Here is a 23,668-nt window from a genome sequence, read left to right on the forward strand (position 1 = left end):
CATCGTATAATGGCTATTACCTCAGCCTTCCAAGCTGATGATGCGGGTTCGATTCCCGCTGCACGCTCCAACTTCTGTTTAGTTTCAAATTTCTTTAGTTACAATACCCCCTTTAGATTCACCATCTCCTCTTAGCTTCAAAACCTAAACCAATTAAAACTGCGCACTTCATTGTGTGATTTTTATATTAAAAAAGAGTAATACCAAATGATATTACTCTTTGAATATTCTTAATTTAATTGATTACCTCAATCAAGCTCCCCTTCATCTAAAGCAGAAGTAACCCATACTAGCGGCGCATTCCAGTTGATGGTTATCTCGTTCAACGTCCAAGCTCCAATATTATCGCTGTAACACGTTTGTCCAACACACTTGCCTTTCATCACAGCGGCAATAGGATCACTAAAACTTACCGAATTTGGGCCTCCAATTAACGCACCCGGTGCTGGTTTTGGTGAACTTTCATCAGCAGCGTAAGCCCAGAATCGATGATGAGGATTCTCAGCAGGTTTCGTTCCATAACCAGTAACATAAGAGATATTCATCGGGTTACCTCCGAGGATATAATCCATCGCACTAGCCGCCGCTTTGATGTATCGAACATCATCAGAAAAATCGTGAGCGTAAATCAAAAAGATACTTCGGTTTACAAGGTTGGAGTTTGAGCCCCACGAATACTCTTCGACGGTATAAGGAATGTTGTAGCCTTCATTGGCAACTTGCTTGGTATAAGATTCTGCCGTTTTAATGATGTTCTTACGTGCTTGTTCAATAACTTGGCTGTCCAATGAGTTAGGTACCACGGCTAAACTCACGGTGCCCGCAGGCGCTATATACTGCCAATACATATCACCATCCGCATTGATGTTCCCCTTCGGCACTTCAAGATAGTGTGGAGAATCAATCAATATTTTTTTGTAAGCCTCATCATTGGTTGTGATAAATAGCTCGGCCGCTGCCCAGTATCGCTCATCACTCAATTCGATATCATCATACGGCCCAGAACCGGTAAAGTTGTCGTAAGCATAGATATCTTGATGTTGATTTGCTGCGTTCCACGCTTTGGTCGCTGAATCCAAACATAACTGCGAGAAATCACTATCGATATCTTTCCAAATACGTGCACACTGAGCGCCGATTGCCGCCAGATTCAATGAAGCCGCGGTAGTAGGATAACCAACATAACGTTTCTGAGTATCTTTGTGTGGCGGTAATGGCATGCCAGTCCAAGACTCATCCGCGATCTTGTGGAATGCCAGCCCTCTCGCGTTAATCTCGGTAAGTTTTAGCTGTTTACTGGCAGACTGATTACCGACAGGAACGGCGATAGGCGTGTCAGAATCAACTTGCATCGCTAACATGAACTCTATGTTCCAGCGAGCTTCAGACAACAGCGGGTTAACGCCATTGGTTGCTTCAGGGATTTTTACTTTACTCTCTGAAAAAGGAAGTGATTTGTTCTCTAAGAACTTACCTCGCTCGTATAAGTTCAGAAGTGTCCATGTTGAGATGCCACTGTTCACCGTGTATTTACCATGATCGCCTGCATCGTACCAACCACCGGTTGCATCAATAGTCAGGTCGCAGCCAGGCCATTTATTTCCCCAACTATCAACTTTATCAAAACATGTTGCAGTATCGGACATGTGACCACCGGGCCTCGCAAGCTCCTCACGTTGAACAAACTCTGGCTTTATTTCAATGCCACTGCGATTTTGATAGAAGTAAGACAACGCATCGAGCTTCAACTTACTAAAAACATCATTTCGAATATCGAATGGATAGCTGACATCGTCGTCGACCTTGACCGTTAAACCTTTCATCGTGTCTGTATATTTTGAAAGGTTTACTCGGTGAATGTGCTCACCCGACGCTTTATTCAAACCGAATACTTCTGTTTTACCGAGATCAAGACTGATCCCTGATTGAGAGACTAATGTCCATTTCAAAGGTGTCGTCGAGATGTTTTCAACAAAGATATATTTATCGGATTTCGGTAAGAAACCTACTTGATTGGCTCGAATAGGCATCTTAGTCGCTACTTTGACAAATGGTTTACCTACGACAGAAACATTGTCTACACAGATGATACCTTCCTTCTGAGCGCCTAGCTGAAACTGGAACTCCGTATCGGCATCACTATCAAGCTCTTGTAAAAAATCAAACGTATAGTTTTGCTTGTCTTCGGATACACCTACTTCGGTTAGAAAATAGTGCGTATAGGGAGGCCCTTCATGTTGAATCAAGGCTTTCATCTCAGTATCAATATTCGCATATGCATCGAACGATACCTGATAGTTTTGACCTTGCTCTAAACCAATACCACTGTGACCTAAAATCACATCCCAAGAATTCTTTCCTGGGTTTTTTATATCAATACACGCTTCATTACTTTCTGTTGCTATGTTGGCGCCAGCATTCCACCAACCATCCATATTGCCTTTAAAGTGACTATTCCTAATCTGCTCTTCAGCATAAGTTGCTCCAGAAGATAAAATCATGACAACCGCGAGAGATAACGTTCCTTTTTGCATCATTATTCCTTAAATATGTTTCATATCTCCAAGGAAACTAGCGAAATAGATTCAATAATAGAGCGTTAACATTCGCAAAAAATGGACTCGTAAAAATAAATATTATGATTTCTTGTGACGTTTAACACTAAGGAACAAGCTCATGAATCAATTGCATGGATAGACAAAACGATATTGTGCTAGTGCTTCTCAATTAAACTCAGATTTCATAAAAGTGAGGGTTTAATAATCTTGGTCAATATCCGAAAAAACAGTTGTGTTAATGTGCGCGCATTAGCAACAACCAAAAATAATTAAAAATGTTTAAAAGCAATGAGTTAACAATAAACATCGAAGCAATCAATGTCGCACTGTCAAAAGTCGAAAATGCGAACAAAATTCAGCTTAATACGTTGAAAGGTTATGTGAGCAGCGAACCAGAACAGGCCGTGCTTGCGTTTCGTTCTTTGAATGAAGTGGAATCGATCGACGACAAGCTTAAGAAGATTATGTCAGAGCTACCACACCTCAGTGGCGAAGCTCACCACCTACTGGAAACATCGATCCTATTACAGTAGTGGCCAAGAAAGATAAGTCTCAACTAGCGTGATGAGCTAAGACTTATCTTTTAGCTTTCTGTTTTTAGTACTTTTCTAGCAGCTATTTCTCGCTCTATTAGATAATGCCTAAAGCGTTATCGACTTCGCCATGCCCGCTTCCGCATGTCCTGGAATATTGCAGGCAAATTCGACTTGATTATCACCGTGGAAATGCCAAAGCATCTGCTTCGCTTTGCCCGGCTTAACTGTAACTGTGCTACCCGAATCATGGGCGTGATTACCCATGTTTTTCATCATTTCACGGTGCTCTAATTGCTCTGAAGCAGAACCAATCGAGAATTCATGATCAATCTTGCCTGTGTTCATCACAACGAACTGCACCACGTCGTTCGGCTCAATATCAACCTTATTCTTAAATGTAATTTTCATATCATCACTTAGTAGGACATGAACCACTTTATCCGGCTTTGCGCCTTGAGCTGGCATCCCAACTTCTGACATACCTTCCATGTCCATCATCTTCGAATGGTCCATCTTTCCATCCTTCATCATGCTGTGATCCATTTTTGAATGATTCATCTCTCCACTCTTCATCATCGAGTGATCCATATTTGAGTGGTCCATATTCGAATGGTCCATTTCAGCAAAAGCCGTTGCAGTAGTTAACATCAGTGCAATCGCAATAAGTGTCTTTTTCATGATCGTTCCTTAGCTTAATTCTGTTTTTTTGTTAGTTTCACATGTTCATGTGGTGCGCCCTTACTCACTCTTTTTTGGCAAGTAAGGGCTAATAATCAATAAGTTATTTGTTTGTCTCGTTTTGGTTATGCGTAATCTCACGCTGTTTCCAGAGCTTAAAGATTGCAGGCAACACCAGTAGGGTAAGCAACAGTGCAGACGCCATTCCGCCTATCATCGGCGCAGCAATTCGCTGCATCACTTCAGAGCCCGTTCCCTCGCCATACATAATTGGAATGAGGCCAATGATCACGGTAAGTACTGTCATCATCACAGGGCGAACACGCAGTCCTGCTCCCTCACGAATCGCATCCGTTAAGTCTTCACTCTGAAGTGCTTGCTGGTTCTGCTCCGCATCCAATTTTTTGTAGTGCCATGCTTGGTTTAGGTAGACCAACATGATCACACCTATCTCAACAGCTACCCCGGCAAGGGCGATAAAGCCCACACCCACCGCAATGGAGAAGTTGTAATTGAGGACATGCATCAGCCATAGGCCACCAACCATTGCGAGTGGCAATGTCAGCATAATCATCATCACCTCACCGACACGGCGGAAGCTTAAGTAGAGCAACAACATGATGATGGCGATGGTGATTGGCACAACGACACTTAAACGTTCTTTGGCGCGCTCCATGTATTCGTATTGACCAGACCACGCCAGTGAATAACCCGCAGGTAAGACGATTTGATCTGTAACGACTTTTTGCGCCTCTGCCACATAAGAACCAAGGTCGCGCCCTTCGATGTCAACGAACACCCAGCCATTAGGACGCGCGTTCTCCGTCTTAATCATTGGTGGCCCATCTTCATAGCGAATATCCGCGACATCAGACAAAGCAATTCGCGCTCCATTTGGTGTCACTAACGGCAGGTTCTGCAACTTAACGACAGAATCACGATAGCTTTGTGGATAACGAACATTGATTGGATAACGCTCTAGCCCCTCAACCGTTTCGCCCACGTTCATGCCACCAACCGCCGTCGAGATAACCTGTTGCACTTCTTTAATGCTCAAGCCATATCGCGCAGCAGAACGACGTTTGATGTCTATCGTGACATAACGACCACCCGCAACACGCTCGGCGTATACAGAAGCTGTACCACTAACGTTGTTAAGAATAGGTTCAAGTTGAGAGCCAATATCTTCTATCACGCTCAGATCCGGGCCAGCGATTTTGATACCAATTGGCGTTTTGATACCGGTCGCTAACATGTCGATACGCGTTTTGATTGGCATGACCCAAGCGTTGGTCAAACCGGGGAATTGAATCAGTTCATCAAACTCTTTTCGTAGTGACTCAGTAGTGACACCGTCACGCCACTCATCTCGCGGCTTAAGCTGAATCACGGTTTCAATCATGGTTAACGGTGCAGGATCGGTTGCAGTCTCTGCTCGACCAATTTTGCCCCACGTGGTTTCGACTTCTGGAATGGTTTTGATGAGCTTATTGGTTTGTTGCAGCAACTCACGTGCCTTACCTATTGAGATGCCCGGATACGTGGTTGGCATGTACATCAGATCCCCTTCGTCCAAAGGAGGGATGAATTCACTACCAAGCTTACTGGTCGGGTAATAAGCAGACGCCATTAAGCCAAGAGCGATAACAATCATCACCTTGGGATACTTTAGGCTGAGGTTTAGAAGCGGTTTGTACATCGCCACTAGGCTACGGTTTACTGGGTTTTTGTGTTCAGGTAGCACGTTGCCGCGAATGAAGTAACCCATTAACACAGGCACAAGCGTGATAGCCAAACCGGCTGCTGCGGCCATCGCATACGTCTTGGTAAACGCAAGTGGCGAGAACATCTTGCCCTCTTGCCCTTCGAGCGCGAACACAGGCACAAAGCTCAAGGTAATGATGATGAGTGAGAAGAACAGCGGTGCGCCAACTTCTTCTGCCGCTTTACCAATCACCTGCCAACGGTTCTTATCGGTCAGAGGAGTTCGTTCTATGTGCTTATGAACGTTCTCTATCATCACTATGGCACCATCCACCATGGCGCCAATCGCAATCGCTATTCCGCCAAGAGACATGATGTTGGCGTTAATACCCTGCCAATGCATTACGATAAACGCACCCAAGATACCAACTGGCAGACTTAGCGCGATAACCAACGACGAGCGGATATGGAACAGGAACAGCGCACACACGATCGCAACCACGATGAACTCTTCAGCCAGCTTCTTCCATAGGTTTTCAACGGCTGAATCAATCAAAGTCGAACGGTCATAAGTCGCGACAATTTCGACACCATCAGGTAAACCCGCTTGCAGTTCAGCGAGTTTGGATTTAACCGAGTCGATCACTTCACTGGCATTTTCACCAAAGCGCATCACGATAACGCCACCAACGGCTTCACCTTCACCATTCAGCTCAGAGATACCACGACGCATTTGTGGTCCAAGGTTAATGTCGGCAATGTCACCTAATAGCAGCGGAGTACCTTTGTCGGTCACTTTTAACGGCAGAGATTGAATGTCTTCAATGCTTGTGAGGTAACCGGTTGTACGAACCATATGCTCGGCTTCGGCAATCTCAACAACAGACGCCCCTGTTTCTTGATTACCATCTTGGATTGCTTTGTTGACCTGTTGAAGCGTTAGGTCATAAGCACGTAGCTTGGCCGGATCAATCTGTACTTGATACTGCTTCACCATGCCGCCAACGGTCGCGACTTCAGACACACCATCTACGGTTTGTAGCTCGTACTTCAAGAACCAATCTTGCAGGCTACGGAGTTCCGCTAAGTCGTGCTGACCAGTTTTGTCTTGCAATACATAGCTGTAAACCCAACCCACACCGGTTGCATCTGGCCCTAATGTTGGCTTAGCACTTGATGGCAAATTAGGCGCCACTTGGCTTAAGTATTCCAACACGCGAGAACGCGCCCAATACATATCAGTATCATCATTGAAGATGATATATACATACGAATCGCCAAAGAACGAGTAGCCACGAACCGTTTCAGCACCCGGCACCGCTAACATGGCTGTGGTCAATGGATAGGTCACCTGATCCTCGACCACTTGTGGCGCTTGACCCGGATAACTGGTTTTGATGATCACCTGAACGTCTGACAAATCAGGAATGGCATCAACAGGTGTATTTTTAACACTGTATAAGCCACCAAATACGATGGCGACCGTGGCAACCAGAACCAAGAATCGGTTACTGATGGACCAACGAATGATTGCATTGATCATAATGTGCCCTCACCCGTGCTATTCGTCGATTCGAGAGATTTGAGAGATTTGAGCACATAATCAGAACCTTGCTTCGCCACTAGAAACCGAATGCTTTGACCCTCGGAAAACTCAGATAAATCAAGGTCATCACTTACTTGGAAGTTCATTTCACCCGCCTTCCAATCCCAGTCAGGCACTGGCTTGTGATTTACCGTGATCATTCCGAAGTCTGCCATCAGCATGGTGATATCTCCCTTTACCCACACTTCGCCCGTCATTTGATGATCGCTTACCTTGTAGTCAACGACTTGATACTGACCTGATTCCGTTTTGATCATTTCAAAATCAATAACTTGACCACGCTTAACGTCTCTCATATCTAAGCCTTCAGCGAAGGTGAAGTTCATCACCATGCCCGGCCAATCCCATTCTGGAACGGGTTGATGGTTAATCGTCACCATGCGGCTGCCTTGCATCACATCGGAAATTTCACCTTTCGCCCACACGGTTTCAGCCTCTTCCTCAACGCCATTGATGCGTGACAGATCAGCCGATTGACTCGATTCAGAATCCAACATGAAGTGTGCAGAAGTGACAATGTCCTCACCTTGCTGCAACCCTTGAATCACCTCTATTTTTTCGCCGGCTTCACGACCAACCTCAATACGCGCGGAACGGTATTTGCCAGCCCCCTCAGACAGCACAACTCGTGTCATGCCACCAGAATGAATCACCGACGATATTGGGATAGTAAGAACAGATTCATCACTGATCGGTTTCAGTGCAATGTTGGCGAACATGTTCGGCTTAAGCTCGCCATGCGGGTTAGAGAACTTCAAACGAACGCGCAAGGTTCGAGTTTTCGGGTCCAGAATTGGGTAGACATAATCTACGTTGCCCTGCCACTCCTTACCGGGAATCGCATCCAGTGTCATTTCGGCATTGCTGCCTGATGAGATCCAGTGTGCTTGGCGTTCAAAGACTTCAGCATCAACCCACACTTCATTTAGAGGCCCTGCACTGATGACCGCTTGAGCAGGCGAAAGATAACCACCCTCACGAATATTGAGGCTAGCGATAACGCCATCTGCGGGTGCTTTAATTTTTATGGTTTGCGAGGCTTTACCTCGGCGAGTGATCGAACGAATCTGCGCTTTATCTACACCTAGGGTGACCAAGCGTTCAGTAGAGCCCTTGACCAATCCTTTACGACCTGTTTTATAAGCACTCAATAACTCTTCTTGTGCCTTTACAAGTTCTGGCGAGTAAAGCGTGAACAGTACATCACCTTTATTCACTTTCTCGCCGACAGCGTTGATATAAAGCTTCTCAACCCAGCCAGCTGCTCTTACGTTGGTTTGCCACAATGTACTTTCATCGAACGCCACATAACCCACGGTTTCAATACGAGGAGACAGCGCTTCGAAGTTAACTTTGGCTGTTTTGACACCCAGATTATTTTCCACCGACGAATCAATGAACACGGTACCGGGCTCATCTTTAACGCCACTTGAGTCATCCGCGTAAACAGGGATTAAATCCATCCCCATAGGTGACTGACCCGGCTTGTCTCGCTGATAATTTGGGTCCATAGGCGCAACCCAATACAGAGGTTGATTGCTTTCGTCAGCTTTGGATTCCGCTCCTTTCATGCCTGCCATCGCTGACATGTTATGTGCTGACCCAACGACAAAGTGATTCACACCAAAACCCAATGCACCACCGACCAACAAAGCGATAGTCGCTACTTTTACTGTATTCATTGTCTATTCCTTTATTGATTGGCTGTTGTTTTGAGTTGCGCTTGTGTTGAGTTGCAGTTCATTAACTTGATAGTCAAAGCCACTGACCAACGATGCCAGTTTGCTATTTACGATGTTGAGATCAGTGATTAAGCGTCGTTGTTCAAGCTGGAGTGCCAGTTCATCCGCTGTCGCTGCAATAACATCGTTAAACTGTGCGGTGTTGTTTTGATAACCTCTTTCCACCGCACTAATTCGTGCGGATGTCTGAGGTAACAAGGTGCTTTGATAGCGTTCTAAACGCTGGGTGAGGTTCGCCTTATCCACCAATAACGCATTCACTTGCGCGTTCATTTGGGAAAGTAAGGTGTCTTTTTGGGATTTAGCGGCGCCAACTTGGTACTGAGCCGCAGACAAATTCTTGTCTTGTCGGTTCCCCGTAAACAAAGGGATATCGACTGTTAGATAAGCGCTGACAAGATCAGAAGCCGGTTCGCCCGCCATGTTGTTCGCTTGTCGATGGGCATACATTACTTCGACACCGAACTGAGGTGTATACGCTTGCTCGGCTAGCTCAACTTGAGTTTGATTGGATGAGATGGTCGCATCTGTGATCTTAACGAGCGGATGCTCCATCAACAGTTGATAGTGCTTGGTTGAATCGATATTGGTCGCTAATTTGCTTTCCAACAACGACCAATCAATTTGGTTAGTCGCATGAAGCCTCCCCTGAGGTTCTAGAGTCTGAGGATCCACAGCCTGAGAGTTAATAGCTTGAGATCCTAACCATTCAGAACCTAGCCACTCAGACAGTTGTGAAATTAAACGGCGTTGAACTTGTTGGTTGGCTTGCAGTTTCTCATCAAGTTTACTGACTTGAAGTTGAGCATTAAGCAAGTCTTGAGCCTCACTTTTACCAATCGAGTAGTTGGTCTGCACATAGTTTTCTAGCTCAACCAATAAGCGTCGGTTCTCATTTATGATGCTTTCTGCAACTTGTTGGTAACCCAATTCAAGCCAAAGCTGCGTCATGCTATTTGCGACGGTCAGTTCGCGAGCCTGCACTTGAAGAGCCAAACCATCCGCTTGCTGCCCCGCTTTTTTCTGCTGTAGATCCAGCGTATCGCCACGTTCAAATTGCTGCATCAGACCAACCGAAATATTGGTCATCGGGTCTTCATCAAACTGGAAGCTATCGACTGGCAGACCACCAAATCCGACTTTTAGTTTCAGATCCATCAAGGTTGCGCTGGCAATACCGGTTTCTCGCATCGCTTGTGACTGAGCAAAGTACTGTTTGCGGTTACCGTCTTGGCTTAAGGCTATCTCAATCAGTGTATTGAGTTGCTGTGACGAGCTTTGCTGAACGGTAGAAGTTAATTCAGCTGTCGCTAATGCAGTGCTTGAAAACAAGACAGCAGCAACCACTAAGCTCGTGTTCATTACAAACACAGAGGTTGTTGGTTTTATATTCACAATGAATGTCCATATCTAGCGTTAAATAACGCGTATAAAAGATTGGCGCATCAGATTTATGAGTCTGATATCGCTATGTTTTTAGATATAGATTTATGCGGAAGGTGGGCGTAGCAAAGATTGAGCGCGTGCGACTTTCTGGCCAATAGTGACCGGCTGAAAACGAGCTAATGAAGAAGAAATTTGGTAGTTGGCTTGGATCGCCTGAATTGTGTGTGATGCTGTAGAACAAACAGAATAGCAACAGATATGAGCAGAATCCGAACCGCCACAACAGTTGTTGCCCATCACATGTTCACCGTGAGCATCCATTGATTCTTGATGCGAAGCCATCTTTTCATCAGCAGATAGCTCAGCATAAATGACGTGTTCATCATGAACAGACGGATCGCTATTAGGAGTGCTTGCATGAACATGATCGTTCATATCGGAATCGCTAACGGTCACATGACAACCAGCAGCAAATTCATAAGCGGCATCAGGATCGCTCGGCGAATCGATGTGCTGGCAGATAGATTTATTCGACATCATCTGCGTTGCCATGATATCGGCCATCATGGCTGAAGAGCTTGAGGCATAGCTAGACATCAACATCGCGATGATGCTGAAAACAGTAATCCAAGTTGTTCGGAGTGTGTTTGTCATAGCTAACCTTTAAATTTATACGGCAACTATAAACATTCCCCTTAGGGTAAGGTCAATGCCATTGTGCCGATATTTGCCTGACCGTTGAAAAAGTATTCATCCTCTCTTTCATCAAAATGAGATAATTCTTCGACTTTGCAGTTTTTTCTTTAAAAATTATCCAATTAGCTAGCGAAACCTCTATCTGTGTATTTTACTTAAGACAGTGCAACCACGATTCACGGATGATAAAAATGGCTAACAAAAAAAACGTCGAAACAAACAAGAAAAATACAGAAATCAAAAATAAGAAAAGTAACGAGATAGAACAAAAGAAACCAACACAAAAAAAGAAGCGCAGACTGCATTCACATCTAAAAGTGAATATCCCACTTTTTCAGTCACTCATGATGATTTTGCCATCATTGGCTAAACACGCTGCTGCAGAAAGTATAGACAATTCCAGCGACGCAGCAGATCAAGTAACCGCAAATAACGTGACCGAAAAAGATGTCACCGATGACCATAACAAGGCGGACTCATCAGCGGTTGCTCTCCAAGAAGCTCAGACGAGTGACAACGACGTAAACTCAACCTTAAGTGCAAGTCATGCCGCCCATGGTTCGAGCTCTCACTTGGTTCCTTCTCATCATTTATCGACGCTTTCTCACCCGCAAGTCCATTACATTCCTTCGGTATCGATGCCGACTATCTCCTCAGGAAGTAACGGTCAGCCGACTCATTCGAATGCGCCTACGACGCCCGCTTTACCCGTCACCTTTATGCCAGAAGTCATAAAAGGTACGTACGGAGAGCTTCATGTTGATGCAAATGGTCAATACACATTCGTATTGAATCCAAATTCTCCTCAATACATCCTGTTAAATCAGCACCAACCAGGTACTGACCATTTTGCGTTACATCTATCTAATGGCTCGAGCATCATTGTCCAGATACCAGTAACAGGTAAGCAAGACACTCCAAGTATTTCTGGAGACTTAACAGGTGTCGTAACAGAAGATCACAATATTGATTCACAAGGCTTGTTACATGCGAACGGAAAAATCGATGTCATAGACCCTGACCAAAATGAAAGTTCGGTTACACCGGAAGTTATCTCGGGTAAATATGGTTCATTAACTATCGATGCTGATGGACATTGGCAGTATCAAGTTGATAACTCGCTCTCTAATGTTCAAGCTTTAACCGCAGCCACTTCAATGCACGAAAGCTTCACTATTCACACCAAAGATGGCACACCGCAAACGATCGATATGACGATTGGCGGAAACGACGACAATGCCGTAATTACGGGTGTGGATGCTGGCACGTTAACTGAAGATTTAACGACACAAGTTCAAGGGCAGCTTTCGGTAACGGACTCTGATCTTGGAGAGGACCACTTTCAAGCCTCACAAGTGACTGGTAATTTCGGTACGCTAAGCATAACCAAAGACGGTGCGTGGACATACAGCTTAAACAACAATAACCCAGTAGTTCAAAGACTTGGCCAAGGTTCAACTGCGACAGACATCGTCACTGTTCACTCAGCTGATGGTACAGCGCATCAAGTTATGGTTACGATCAATGGCACCAACGACCATGCAGTAATCACGAGTAGTACAGCAAATTCACCAAGTTCGTTTTTCGCTATCGGGACAAGTAATGGCTCAAGCCAAGTTACTGAAGATAAAGACCTAACGGTTTCAGGCCAACTCAACATCACCGATATCGACTCAAAAGAGGCGCATTTTTCTAATTCCGACCTCAAGGGGACACTGGGTACTTTACACCTTAAAGACAATGGCGATTGGACCTACGATCTAGATAATAAAAATCCACAAGTTCAGGCTCTTGGTCAAGGCTCTGCGACAACAGACATCATAACCATCCACTCCGCCGACGGCACTCCTCATCAAATTGCAATTACCGTTAACGGCACCAATGATAAAGCCGTGATAAGCGGAACCAGTGCCGGCGTGGTAACCGAAGAGTCCCAACTTCAGACCTCGGGCATACTGACTGTTACGGATGTGGATACCGGTGAAGCGCACTTCGCTACTTCATCCACAGGAAGTACCGATATTGCAGGCTCGTTTGGTACGCTTCATCTGACCGATACTGGTTCTTGGACGTACGATCTTGATAACACTAACCCGACCGTTCAAGCATTAGGTAAAGGCTCGACAGCTACTGATACCATCACCGTTCATTCTGCTGATGGCACGCCGCATCAAGTGACTATCACAGTAAATGGCACTAACGACGCCGCTACTGTCAGCAGTGCAACCGTTGCTATCGATGAAACTGACAAAGCGGTAACCACCTCAGGCACACTAATCAGTACCGACGTAGATAATCCAGATAACACTTTCACACCTGATTCGATTACCGGAGCTAACGGTGACCTGACTATTGATGCTAATGGACATTGGGCGTTCACCGCCAACAGTGCATTTAATCAATTGAACGTTGGCGATAAAGTCGAAGAGACCTTTACTGTGTCGTCTGTTGATGGCACACCTTCGACCATTAAAGTCACGATTAACGGCACTAATGACGCCGCTACTGTCAGCAGTGCGACCGTTGCTATCGATGAGACAGACAAAGTGGTAACGACATCAGGAACATTGACTAGTACCGATGTTGATAATCCAGATAATACCTTCACGCCGGATTCTATTTCAGGCACCAACGGTGACCTGACTATTGATGCCAATGGTCATTGGATGTTCACCGCGAACAGTGCGTTTAACCAATTAAACGTCGGCGACAAAGTCGAAGAAACCTTCACGGTGTCGTCTGTTGATGGCACAGCGTCAACGATCAAAGTGACAATTAATGGCACCAATGACAAAGCCGTGATAAGCGGAACAAGTGCTGGCGTGGTCACCGAAGAATCTCAACTTCAAACCTCTGGCTCACTGACTGTGACTGATGTTGATGCCGGTCAAGCACACTTCTCCAATACCGATATTGCTGGGACTTTGGGCATCTTACACCTCACTAATTCGGGGACATGGACTTACGACTTAGATAACACCAACCCAACCGTTCAAGCGTTAGGCAAAGGAACAACCGCTACCGATACCATTACTGTTCATTCTGCTGACGGCACACCACATCAAATTACTATTACGGTTAATGGCACTAACGACAAGGCCATCATTGGCGGGACAAACTCTGGTGCAGTGACTGAAGAATCTCAACTTCAGACGTCAGGTACACTGACTGTCACTGACGTAGATACTGGTGAAGCACACTTCTCCAACACTGATATTGCAGGCACATTAGGCACTTTACATTTAACTGATACCGGCACTTGGACTTACGATTTAGATAATACGAATCCACAAGTTCAAGCCTTAGGTAAAGGCGCGACAGCGACTGATACTATTACTGTCAACTCAGCAGATGGTACACCGCATCAAATTACCATTACGGTGAATGGGACTAATGATACGGCTGTAATTGGTGGGACTTCTGCAGGCGCAGTGACCGAAGAAACGCAGTTACAAACCTCAGGCTCGCTGACTATTACAGATACCGATACCGGTGAAGCACACTTCTCAAATACTGATATTAAAGGCTCGCTTGGGACATTGCATTTAACCGATGCTGGGCAGTGGACTTACGATTTAGATAACACAAACCCAACGGTGCAAGCCCTAGGTAAAGGCGCTGCAACAACCGATACCATTACAGTTACTTCAGCAGATGGTACAACTCACCAAGTGACCATTGCCGTTAATGGAACTAATGACAAGGCTGTTATTACTGGTACAAATACGGGAGCAGTTACCGAAGATCAAGATTTAACAAATCAGTTGAATGTTCACCCAAACTACATGCTTACACAAGGCAAGCTATTCATTAGCGATGTAGATACGAATGAAGCTACATTTCCGATGCAATCTGGCATTGTTGGCGACCACGGGATCGGCTCATTTACACTTATACCAAGTGGCATTTGGCTATTTTCCGCAGATTCAAAACAAGCGGCTGTTCAGGCTTTAGGTGTTGGTGAAACTTTAACAGAGTCGACAAGAATAACCTCGGTTGATGGCACACAGAAAACTATTTTGGTAACCATCAATGGTACCAATGATGCACCTGTTATCACCCCTGTTGCGACGCAAACGGTAACCGAGGATGGCAGTAAAACCATTACCTTCCATGCAACGGATATTGATACGACGGATACGTTGACCCCGAGTGTGTCAGCGACACACGGTAGTGCCTCGCTGAATGCGCAAGGTGAAATCGTGTTTACGCCTGATGCTAATTACAATGGTCCTGCTTCAGTTGTTCTTTCAGTGACTGATGGGCATACGACAACCAGTCAAACTATCAATGTTGATGTAACACCGGCAAACGATGCGCCTGTTATTAATCCGATTGTGCCAGTGAGCGCCACTGAAGATGGTGCAGTAGTCACAGGTCAACTCACCTCAACGGATATTGATACGGGTGATACTGCAACCTTCACAACCACATCAACACAGGGTGGATTTACACTCAATACAGATGGTAGCTACAACCTAGACCCAACAGATGCAAGCTTCCAACACCTTAAAGCAGGTGAGATAAGCACGTTCACTATCCCTGTTACCGTGACCGATTCTGCAGGTGCAACAGATACTAAAGATTTAGTGATTACGGTGACGGGCACGAATGATACGCCGGTCATTAGTGGTGTAGATACGGGGGCATTAAAAGAAGATGTGAGCGCTAATCCTCAGAGTAATGAACTGACTGCGACAGGTAAGTTAGATATTGTCGATATAGATACAGGTGAAGGTAGTTTTGTATCCCATGGATTTAACAAAACGGCCCTACAAGGTCATTATGGTAAATTGGAGATCAGTCAAGATGGGAGCTGGAGTTACTCTGCCGATAATTCTCAAACAGCGATTCAATCCTTAGGCGAAGGTGAGCAGTTAACAGATACAATTAAAGTGACTTCGAAAGACGGTACAACGCATGATGTCGTGGTAACCATCAATGGCACTAATGATAAAGCCGTGATTGGCGGATCTAATACTGGCGCAGTAACAGAAGAATCTCAACTTCAGACCTCAGGCACACTGACTGTCACCGATGTCGATACAGGCGAAGCACACTTTGCGAATACTGATATCCAAGGCTCCTTAGGTACATTACATCTAACAGATAATGGCGCTTGGACCTACGACTTAGATAACACTAACCCAGCAGTTCAAGCGTTAGGTAATGGCGCAACCGCTACTGATACCATTACCGTTCATTCAGCCGATGGCACACCTCACCAGGTCACCATTACAGTAAACGGCACTAATGATAATGCTGTGGTAGGTGGAGTAGATACTGCAAGTGTCACTGAGAAAGCGGCTGGAGATAATATGTCACCAGATCATGCTCAATCGGGTATGGCGACACTTCGAGTTAGTACACTAAACGCTAATGGACATTTATCTGTGATTGATCCTGACTCTGGTCAGTCTGGCTTTGCTGATAATAATGTGGGGTATAACTATCACGGTACATATGGTGACTTAATTTTAAATCCAAATGGCGATTGGAATTACTATGCCGATGCTGGAAGTCTCACTCACATTGGTGGAAGGCCCACGACCAGAGGCTCCGCTATCGATAAGTTAGGTGAGGGTGAAACACTCACAGACACTATCACCGTTCACACAAAAGATGGAACACCACATAATATAGTCATCACTATCAATGGTAGTAACGACAGGCCTTATTGCTCTTCAGAAGTACAACTCAACGCAGGTACTGAAGATACGAGACAAACCATTACAGCTGCACAACTGTTACAAAACTCAATAGATGTCGATAAAAATGACTCTGGACTGCTTACAGTAGCAAACCTTCATCCAGATCACGGCTCGATTTTAGATAACCAAAATGGTACATACACTTTCACACCAGAAAAAGACTATAACGGTAAAGTTCATTTCACCTATGATGTCAAAGATGCACATGGCGGTGTCACTCATACTGGAGCTACCAGCAGTTTAAGTGCAGTTGCTGATAAAGCGGTTATAAGCGGTAGTGATACCGGAACGATTATTGAAGATCATAATGTGGGTCACAGTTCATTACAGCCTGTCGTTGCATCGGGTTTGCTGAGTGTGACAGATCCTGATGCAGGGCAAGACCATTTTCAGGTCAATCTGTTATTAGGAGAACAGGCGATTCACGATCCCTTTGGTGGTTTTTTACGCATTACACCAAGTGGCGCTTGGGGATATGAAGTAGCCAATAGTCGCTTGCAATCATTAGCTGAAGGTGAAGTAGAAAAAGTTGTATATCGTGTTTATTCTGCAGACAACACTGCTCACGATATAACAATAACGGTGACAGGCACCAATGATCAACCGACCATAGCTGCGACGACACTTGCACATGGCACTGAAGATACACATTACCAAATGCAATCTAGTCAGTTTGGATTCAGTGATATCGACACAGGCGATACGCTACATTCCATAGCAATCACAGATCTACCACCAGCAACACAAGGTAAGTTTGTGCTTGATGGACACGATGTTACAGCGGGGCAACACATCTCTACAGCTGACATCACTAAACTTCAGTTCGTTCCTGCGCAAGATTTTAATGGCGATGTTCAGTTTAAATATACTGTTAACGATGGGCATACCGACTCTGCAGAGGCTACCAACACACTTCATATTGATGCGGTTGGGGATAAAGCCGTTATTACCGGTGTTGATACCGGCGATGTTCATGAAAACAGAAACCCTGATATGTCGCCAGACTTTGCCCAGTCAGGTATGGCGCATTTAACTAATAGTATGATTCATGTTGAGGGGCAACTAACAATCATCGATCCAGATACCGGCGAGAATAGTTTTGATTCTAAAGGTATTGGTTATACCTATCATGGAAAATATGGCCATTTGATTCTTAATACAGATGGTAAATGGTTTTATGGTGTTGCGACCGGCACTGCTGATGTAAATGGTGGATTAACAACAAATGTAGGATCGACGATTGATCAACTTGGTGCAAATGAGACACTCACTGATACGATAACGATACAAAGTAAAGACGGTACTACTCATGATATTGTTATCACCATTCATGGCGACAACGACCGTCCATACTGCTCTTCAGAAGTGCAGCTCAACAGCGGTAAAGAAGACCTCGCGCAAACCATCACGGCCACCGAACTCTTAGCAAACACTATAGACGTGGATAGCAACGACCTAGGCAAACTCACCGTTGCGAATCTTCACGCTGATCATGGTTCTATTCTAGATAATCAAGACGGAACATACACTTTTACCCCAACCAAAGACTATAACGGTCAGATTAATTTTAGCTATGATGTGACAGATGCGCATGGCGGAACGACTCATACAGGGGCGTCTACCACACTCACCGCTACCCCAGACGGCGCCATCATTTCAGAAGTAACAACTGACCACATCACTGAAGATGGTTCACACAGCAGCCACAATGCAGGGGTTACAACTGAGCTCGCGAATGGAAGACTACAAGTTGTGGATCCAGATAGCGGGGAGAATAAATTCCAATACAGCCAGTTTGGTGAATCAGCAGTTCACGATCCGTTTGGTGGCATGTTACGTATTGATAGCATGGGCAATTGGGGGTACAGCGTTAATAATGCCAATTTGCAACACCTTGCTCAAGGGCAAACTGAAACCGTTATCTACCGTGTTCATAGTTATGATGGAACGGCATACGAGTTGCACATAGACGTTGTAGGCACCAATGATGCGCCAACCGTTACCCAAGTTGCGCTAAGTAACGGCACTGAAGACACGCATTATCAAATGCAAGCGAGTCAGTTTGGATTTACGGATGTTGATAGTGGCGATACGCTACATTCAGTTGCAATCACAGATCTACCACCAGCAACACAAGGTAAATTTGTGCTTGATGGACACGATGTTACAGCGGGGCAACACATCCCTACAGCTGACATCAGTAAACTTCAGTTCGTTCCTGCGCAAGATTTTAATGGCGATGTTCAGTTTAAATATACTGTTAACGATGGGCATGATGACTCACAAGAGGCTATTAACACTCTTCATATTGATGCGGTTGGTGACACAGCAGTAATCACTGGAACGACAACTGGCGATGTCGATGAAGGGCATGGTACCTATCATGATCGGTCACCAAACTACGCACAGCTTGGGATGGCTAAATTAACCAATGACCCTTTATATACTGATGGCAAGTTAGAGATTATTGACCCAGACACTGGCGAAGCACAATTTGATACAAAAGGCATAGGCTACTCCTACCATGGCACTTATGGTCAATTAATACTAAATGCCGATGGTAATTGGCATTATAAGGTTACCGTTGGTAGTAACCAACAAAACGTAGCCACAAAGATCGATCAATTAGGCGATGGGCAAGAATTAACAGATACGATTACCATTTATTCTAAAGATGGTACTGCGCAAGACATAGTCATTACCATTCATGGTGATAATGATAGACCTTATATCAGTTCTGAAGTAACACTTTCCACAGGCACAGAAGATACAGCTCTTATTTTCACCAAAGCTGATTTATTAGCCAATACTGTCGACGTGGATGCCAATGACGCAGGTAAGCTTTCCATTGAGAATCTGTTAGTCGATCACGGCTCTGTAGTCGATAACAAAGACGGCACCTACACTTTTACTCCAACCAAAGACTACAACGGCCAAGTGCACTTCACTTATGACGTGACAGATGCTCATGGTGGAACGACTCATACAGGCGCAAACACGTCTCTTGCTGCTGTTAATGATGTCGCAACATTTACTGGTGATTCAGGCAGCATAAGAGAAGATACAAACATTCACCACAACGTGCATACCACGGGGTCAGCAACCATTCCAGATGCCCTTGTTTGTAATGGACACCTGGTTATTTCTGATGTTGACGGACAAGGTGAAGCAACACTAGATCTCAAAGGGCAATCGCAAATATCACAGGATGGAACCTATGGCCATTTCACGGTCACTAGTCGTGGTATTTGGGTATATACAGCAGACAACAATAGTACACCTATTCAAGACTTAGATAATGGACAAACACTCACAGATAGCATTGAAGTCACATCAAAAGACGGTACCAAGCATTCCATTACCGTCACAATTAATGGGACCACCGATGATCCTGTTCTCCACAGCCTCAGTGATTCAGGTGTTCAACATAGTGGTCCAATCGAAGGGAATCTACTTACTGGCTCTGGGACGGATCAAGGATTGAGTGGTGCAGCAACAGACACAGATTCCAACGCACATCTGGTGTTGCAAGATATTCAAATAAATGACCCCGTATCAGGTTATGTCGCGGTAAGGCCGGGGCAACCACATACTATGGCCGGTATCGGTACACTCGCGATCGAAGCGAATGGTCATTATACCTTCACCCCGGAAGCTGGTTTTACAGGTAAAGTGCCAAGTATGGTTTATCGTGTCGGTGATGATGGGGGTAACTCAATAGGAGACTCTTCTCAAAACTCTCTCTCTATTGAAGTCACCCCACCTCTACAGCATACACCTACAGTCACAGGGCAAACCGTTTCTACAAATGAAGACATCACCAGAACTGTTGCTACCAGTGACTTTGGTTACAGTGATCAAGATGGCGACGCCCTGCAGTTCGTGACTATTAGCAGCATACCGAGTCATGGATTATTACTCCTAAACGGCAAAGCGGTAACCACCAACCAGCAAATCACAAAAGCGGATTTAGATGCAGGCCATTTAACCTTCACGCCAATCAGTAATGAAAACGGTGCCAACTATGCGCAATTTACATTTACTGCAAATGATGGCCATCAAAACTCAGCAAGTGCAACGATGATAGTGGATGTCAATGCCGTCAATGATGCGCCTATCGTTGGATCGAGTTTTATTAGTTCTTTAGAAGATAAACCTCATGCGTTCACCACTGCTGACTTTAAATATTCTGATATTGATGGCGATGCGCTAAACCATCTCACGATTACCAATGTCGCCCACGGCGTGTTAACCCTGAATGGCGTCACTGTGAATATTGGTGATGACGTCAGCGCATCCGACGTTTCATCACTCATCTTCACCCCAACTCACAACTATTTTAGTTCTGGTGTCAGCGGGCTGGGTGCGGTGCAATTTACCGCAAACGATGGCCAAGCTGATTCAAAAGAAGGGTCAATATTCATTAACATTGCTAATGCCGCCGACCCAGCAACATTCGGAGGCGATTCCACAGGGGTAGCTCAAGAAGACATGACACTTCAAGCGTCAGGTACGTTGACATCTAGCGATCCAGATGGAACTACAGGCTTTATTGCCGTTCAAGGTGGTGCTGGGATAGTAGGAAGTAAAGGTTATGGGCATGCACACATTGATAGTAATGGTCACTGGACTTACGACCTTTACAACAAACACCCAATCGTTCAACAGCTTGGCGAAGGTCAGACAGACACTGAAACCATTACGGTTCAATCTGCAGATGGTACGCACCATGACATCGTGGTAGCTATTACCGGAACCAATGACGCACCGATTCTCGGCGTTAACCAGACATCATCAACAGCAGGTACATTAACAGAGACAGATGTAGACGTTAATGACACTCATATGTTCTCTGTCGTCAGCTCAACAGGGCAATTCGGTTCATTGTCGGTCGATCCAAATACTGGTGACTACGTCTACACACCAAATACGTCTATCACAGGAATGAGTTATAACTCTGCCACCAACTCCTATCATGGTGTCGATGTATTCGAAGTAAAAGTCAGTGACGGCCATACGGAAGATTCGAAATTCATCACCTTTGATGCCTCGGGACATGTCACCATGTCACCAACGGGTAGCTTAGTCACCTCGACGACTGTTCTGCACCAACCTGTGGTAACTACGACGCAACCAACCTTGCCTTCAGGCACTAACGTCGCGCCAACGAACACCGTTACTCTGGATCTCGCGTCAACAAGCGATTCAGGTTCATCGCAAACTGACAACCTGACCAACGACACTACCCCAACGATTACCGGACACACTGATATTCCATTCTCGAAAGTCACTATTTACGATGGTTCCACACCAGTTGGACACTCGGTATCTGATGCCTCTGGCCAATATAGTGTTGCCGTAAGCAGCTTATCGGAGGGCGATCATAATCTATCCGCCAAAGCATTGGCTCCTTCGTCAGTGCTACCGGCTACATCTTCGCTTCTTTCCGTCCATATAGATACACAAGTACACGTCGGTATTCAAACAGACCCAATTACCGCCGACAATGTGATTAATGCTCAAGAATCCAACAGCTCCATTGACATCACCGGATCCGTTTCTGGCGATTATAATGCAGGCGACATTGTGACTTTAGATGTAAATGGGACACAGCATACTGGCGTGGTCGATGCAAAAGGACACTATTCAATTGCCGTACCTGGCAGTGAACTCATTGCCGATGCTGACCAAAAAATAGAGGCATCAGTAGCGATAACAGATACCGCAGGTAATAGCGCTCATGCCACTGCAGATGTTACTTACCAAGTCGATACACAGGTTAGCGTTCCTACGATTACCTTTGAAAACGCAGGGGCAGACAACTTATACAGCAAAGCTGAAATCGCCCGAGGACAAGCAAACACGATCACAGCAACCGTTACGCCTCCTGGTGATGCCAAAATCGGTGAGCATCTTGTCGTTAATGGTCAGGATCATGTATTAGATGCTCATGCTCTACAGCACGGAATACAAATTGAAGTTCATCCGGGTTCTAATGTACAAGCAACAATGACTGACGAACACGGTAATACCGCAGGTAGTCAAGGTTTTGCTGCAAGCGCTATTCCTGAACCGATCATTGTCAGACCGCCATCGGGAAGCCACCAAGTGTCTGGCACACTTGGGGTACCACCACTATTACCATCGTTAACTCCGGTACCAACAGCACAAAGCGGTTGGCGAATCCATTTACCTAATGGACAATATGTCACTAGCCACCATGGGCAATATGGAACATTAACCATTGATCCTCAAACCGGCCACTTACATTACCAAGAGCAAGCTCAGGTTCATACGGGCCCACATGGCAGCGCTTCAGGTATCGGTCAACATGAAGATAAATTTGAAGTAGCATTGCAAGGATCAAATCAAGATGAAGTGGTCGCCCATGTGAACATCCAGATACTCAGTCATGGGCCAGGAAATAGTGGAAAGCTGACAGTTGGAACTGAAGTGGTTGATATGACGATCACACCTTTAGTCCATACATCGCACCCTGCTCCACCGCCACCGCCTCCTGTTCAACATGACGAGCCAGACATGGCTTCGCAAGCCGACTTTACGGTCACACTAAGCGATGATAGCAATCTAGATTTAACCCAGCAGACCCATCAAGAACCCGATCAGAAAAGCAGTCACCATGGTGCAGCCGCTTATCTGGATGCATTGGGCATTAAACCCGATGCGACATCGACAACGGTTCACGATCAACCTGCGGATATGGATATCGTACTTGCACAAGTCGACCAACCAGATGCAGCAACACATGACCAAGCGCACTTGGATATGTCAGACGCGCTGGAACACCATGATGCAAACATCAACCATAACCAAGATGATGAGCACCACCACCACAACGATATCGATGGGTTACCGGACATTGATCCTAACTCATAACTTCAAGTGTAAGGTGCCTAATGCCTAATGCCTAATGCCTAATGCTTAGTGCTTAGTGCTTAGTGCTTAGTGCTAGTAACTTACCGCTTAAACTCTAGGCAAGCAAAATCGGGAGCATTAATTGCTCCCGATTGTTTCTCTCTAAAGAACATAC

General features: G+C 45.3%; 8 protein-coding genes. 2 read left to right on the forward strand and 6 right to left on the reverse strand.

Going from position 1 to position 23,668, the window contains the following annotated elements; translation table 11 throughout:
• Positions 1–248: 248 nt before the first annotated feature.
• The gene (locus OW495_RS19210; protein ID WP_289887810.1) at positions 249–2,534 is read right to left on the reverse strand and encodes a glycoside hydrolase family 9 protein; all 2,286 of its coding nucleotides are present in this window, start codon (positions 2,532–2,534) and stop codon (positions 249–251) included.
• 299 nt (positions 2,535–2,833) lie between these two features.
• On the opposite strand from OW495_RS19210, the gene OW495_RS19215 reads away from it, so the two are divergent.
• On the forward strand, positions 2,834–3,091 hold the full coding sequence (locus tag OW495_RS19215; RefSeq protein ID WP_016788617.1) for a hypothetical protein: 258 nt from the start codon (positions 2,834–2,836) through the stop codon (positions 3,089–3,091).
• Positions 3,092–3,199: 108 nt separating this feature from the next.
• On the opposite strand, the gene OW495_RS19220 is transcribed toward OW495_RS19215, so the two are convergent.
• The 5 genes from OW495_RS19220 to OW495_RS19240 form a co-directional block, all read right to left on the reverse strand.
• Positions 3,200–3,772 carry a copper-binding protein gene (locus OW495_RS19220; RefSeq protein WP_289887811.1) on the reverse strand — a complete coding sequence of 191 codons (573 nt, stop codon included), beginning with the start codon at positions 3,770–3,772 and terminating at the stop codon, positions 3,200–3,202.
• A 103-nt stretch (positions 3,773–3,875) separates the two neighbouring features.
• Positions 3,876–7,019, reverse strand: a complete 3,144-nt coding sequence (locus OW495_RS19225) for an efflux RND transporter permease subunit (protein WP_289887813.1) — start codon at positions 7,017–7,019, stop codon at positions 3,876–3,878.
• Positions 7,016–8,764, reverse strand: a complete 1,749-nt coding sequence (locus OW495_RS19230) for an efflux RND transporter periplasmic adaptor subunit (protein ID WP_289887815.1) — start codon at positions 8,762–8,764, stop codon at positions 7,016–7,018. The genes OW495_RS19225 and OW495_RS19230 overlap by 4 nt, the downstream gene beginning before the upstream one ends.
• 3 nt (positions 8,765–8,767) lie before the next feature.
• The gene (locus tag OW495_RS19235; RefSeq protein ID WP_289887874.1) at positions 8,768–10,213 is read right to left on the reverse strand and encodes a TolC family protein; all 1,446 of its coding nucleotides are present in this window, start codon (positions 10,211–10,213) and stop codon (positions 8,768–8,770) included.
• Positions 10,214–10,312: 99 nt separating this feature from the next.
• Positions 10,313–10,864: a hypothetical protein gene (locus tag OW495_RS19240; RefSeq protein WP_289887816.1), complete on the reverse strand. Its 552-nt coding sequence runs from the start codon at positions 10,862–10,864 to the stop codon at positions 10,313–10,315.
• 233 nt (positions 10,865–11,097) lie between these two features.
• On the opposite strand from OW495_RS19240, the gene OW495_RS19245 reads away from it, so the two are divergent.
• Positions 11,098–23,514 (forward strand): VCBS domain-containing protein, encoded by a 12,417-nt coding sequence (locus OW495_RS19245; protein WP_102300004.1) that lies wholly within the window; start codon positions 11,098–11,100, stop codon positions 23,512–23,514.
• The last annotated feature ends 154 nt before the right edge of the window (positions 23,515–23,668 follow it).

The sequence above is a fragment of the Vibrio sp. 14N.309.X.WAT.E.F5 genome (genome assembly GCF_030397615.1).
GTDB classification, from domain to species: domain Bacteria; phylum Pseudomonadota; class Gammaproteobacteria; order Enterobacterales; family Vibrionaceae; genus Vibrio; species Vibrio lentus.

What these genes read in the sequence shown, in the direction of transcription:
- OW495_RS19210 (WP_289887810.1), bottom strand. Translation starts at nt 2,534, where the DNA reads ATGCAAAAAGGAACGTTATCTCTCGCGGTTGTCATGATTTTATCTTCT.
- OW495_RS19215 (WP_016788617.1), top strand. Translation starts at nt 2,834, where the DNA reads ATGTTTAAAAGCAATGAGTTAACAATAAACATCGAAGCAATCAATGTC.
- OW495_RS19220 (WP_289887811.1), bottom strand. Translation starts at nt 3,772, where the DNA reads ATGAAAAAGACACTTATTGCGATTGCACTGATGTTAACTACTGCAACG.
- OW495_RS19225 (WP_289887813.1), bottom strand. Translation starts at nt 7,019, where the DNA reads ATGATCAATGCAATCATTCGTTGGTCCATCAGTAACCGATTCTTGGTT.
- OW495_RS19230 (WP_289887815.1), bottom strand. Translation starts at nt 8,764, where the DNA reads ATGAATACAGTAAAAGTAGCGACTATCGCTTTGTTGGTCGGTGGTGCA.
- OW495_RS19240 (WP_289887816.1), bottom strand. Translation starts at nt 10,864, where the DNA reads ATGACAAACACACTCCGAACAACTTGGATTACTGTTTTCAGCATCATC.
- OW495_RS19245 (WP_102300004.1), top strand. Translation starts at nt 11,098, where the DNA reads ATGGCTAACAAAAAAAACGTCGAAACAAACAAGAAAAATACAGAAATC.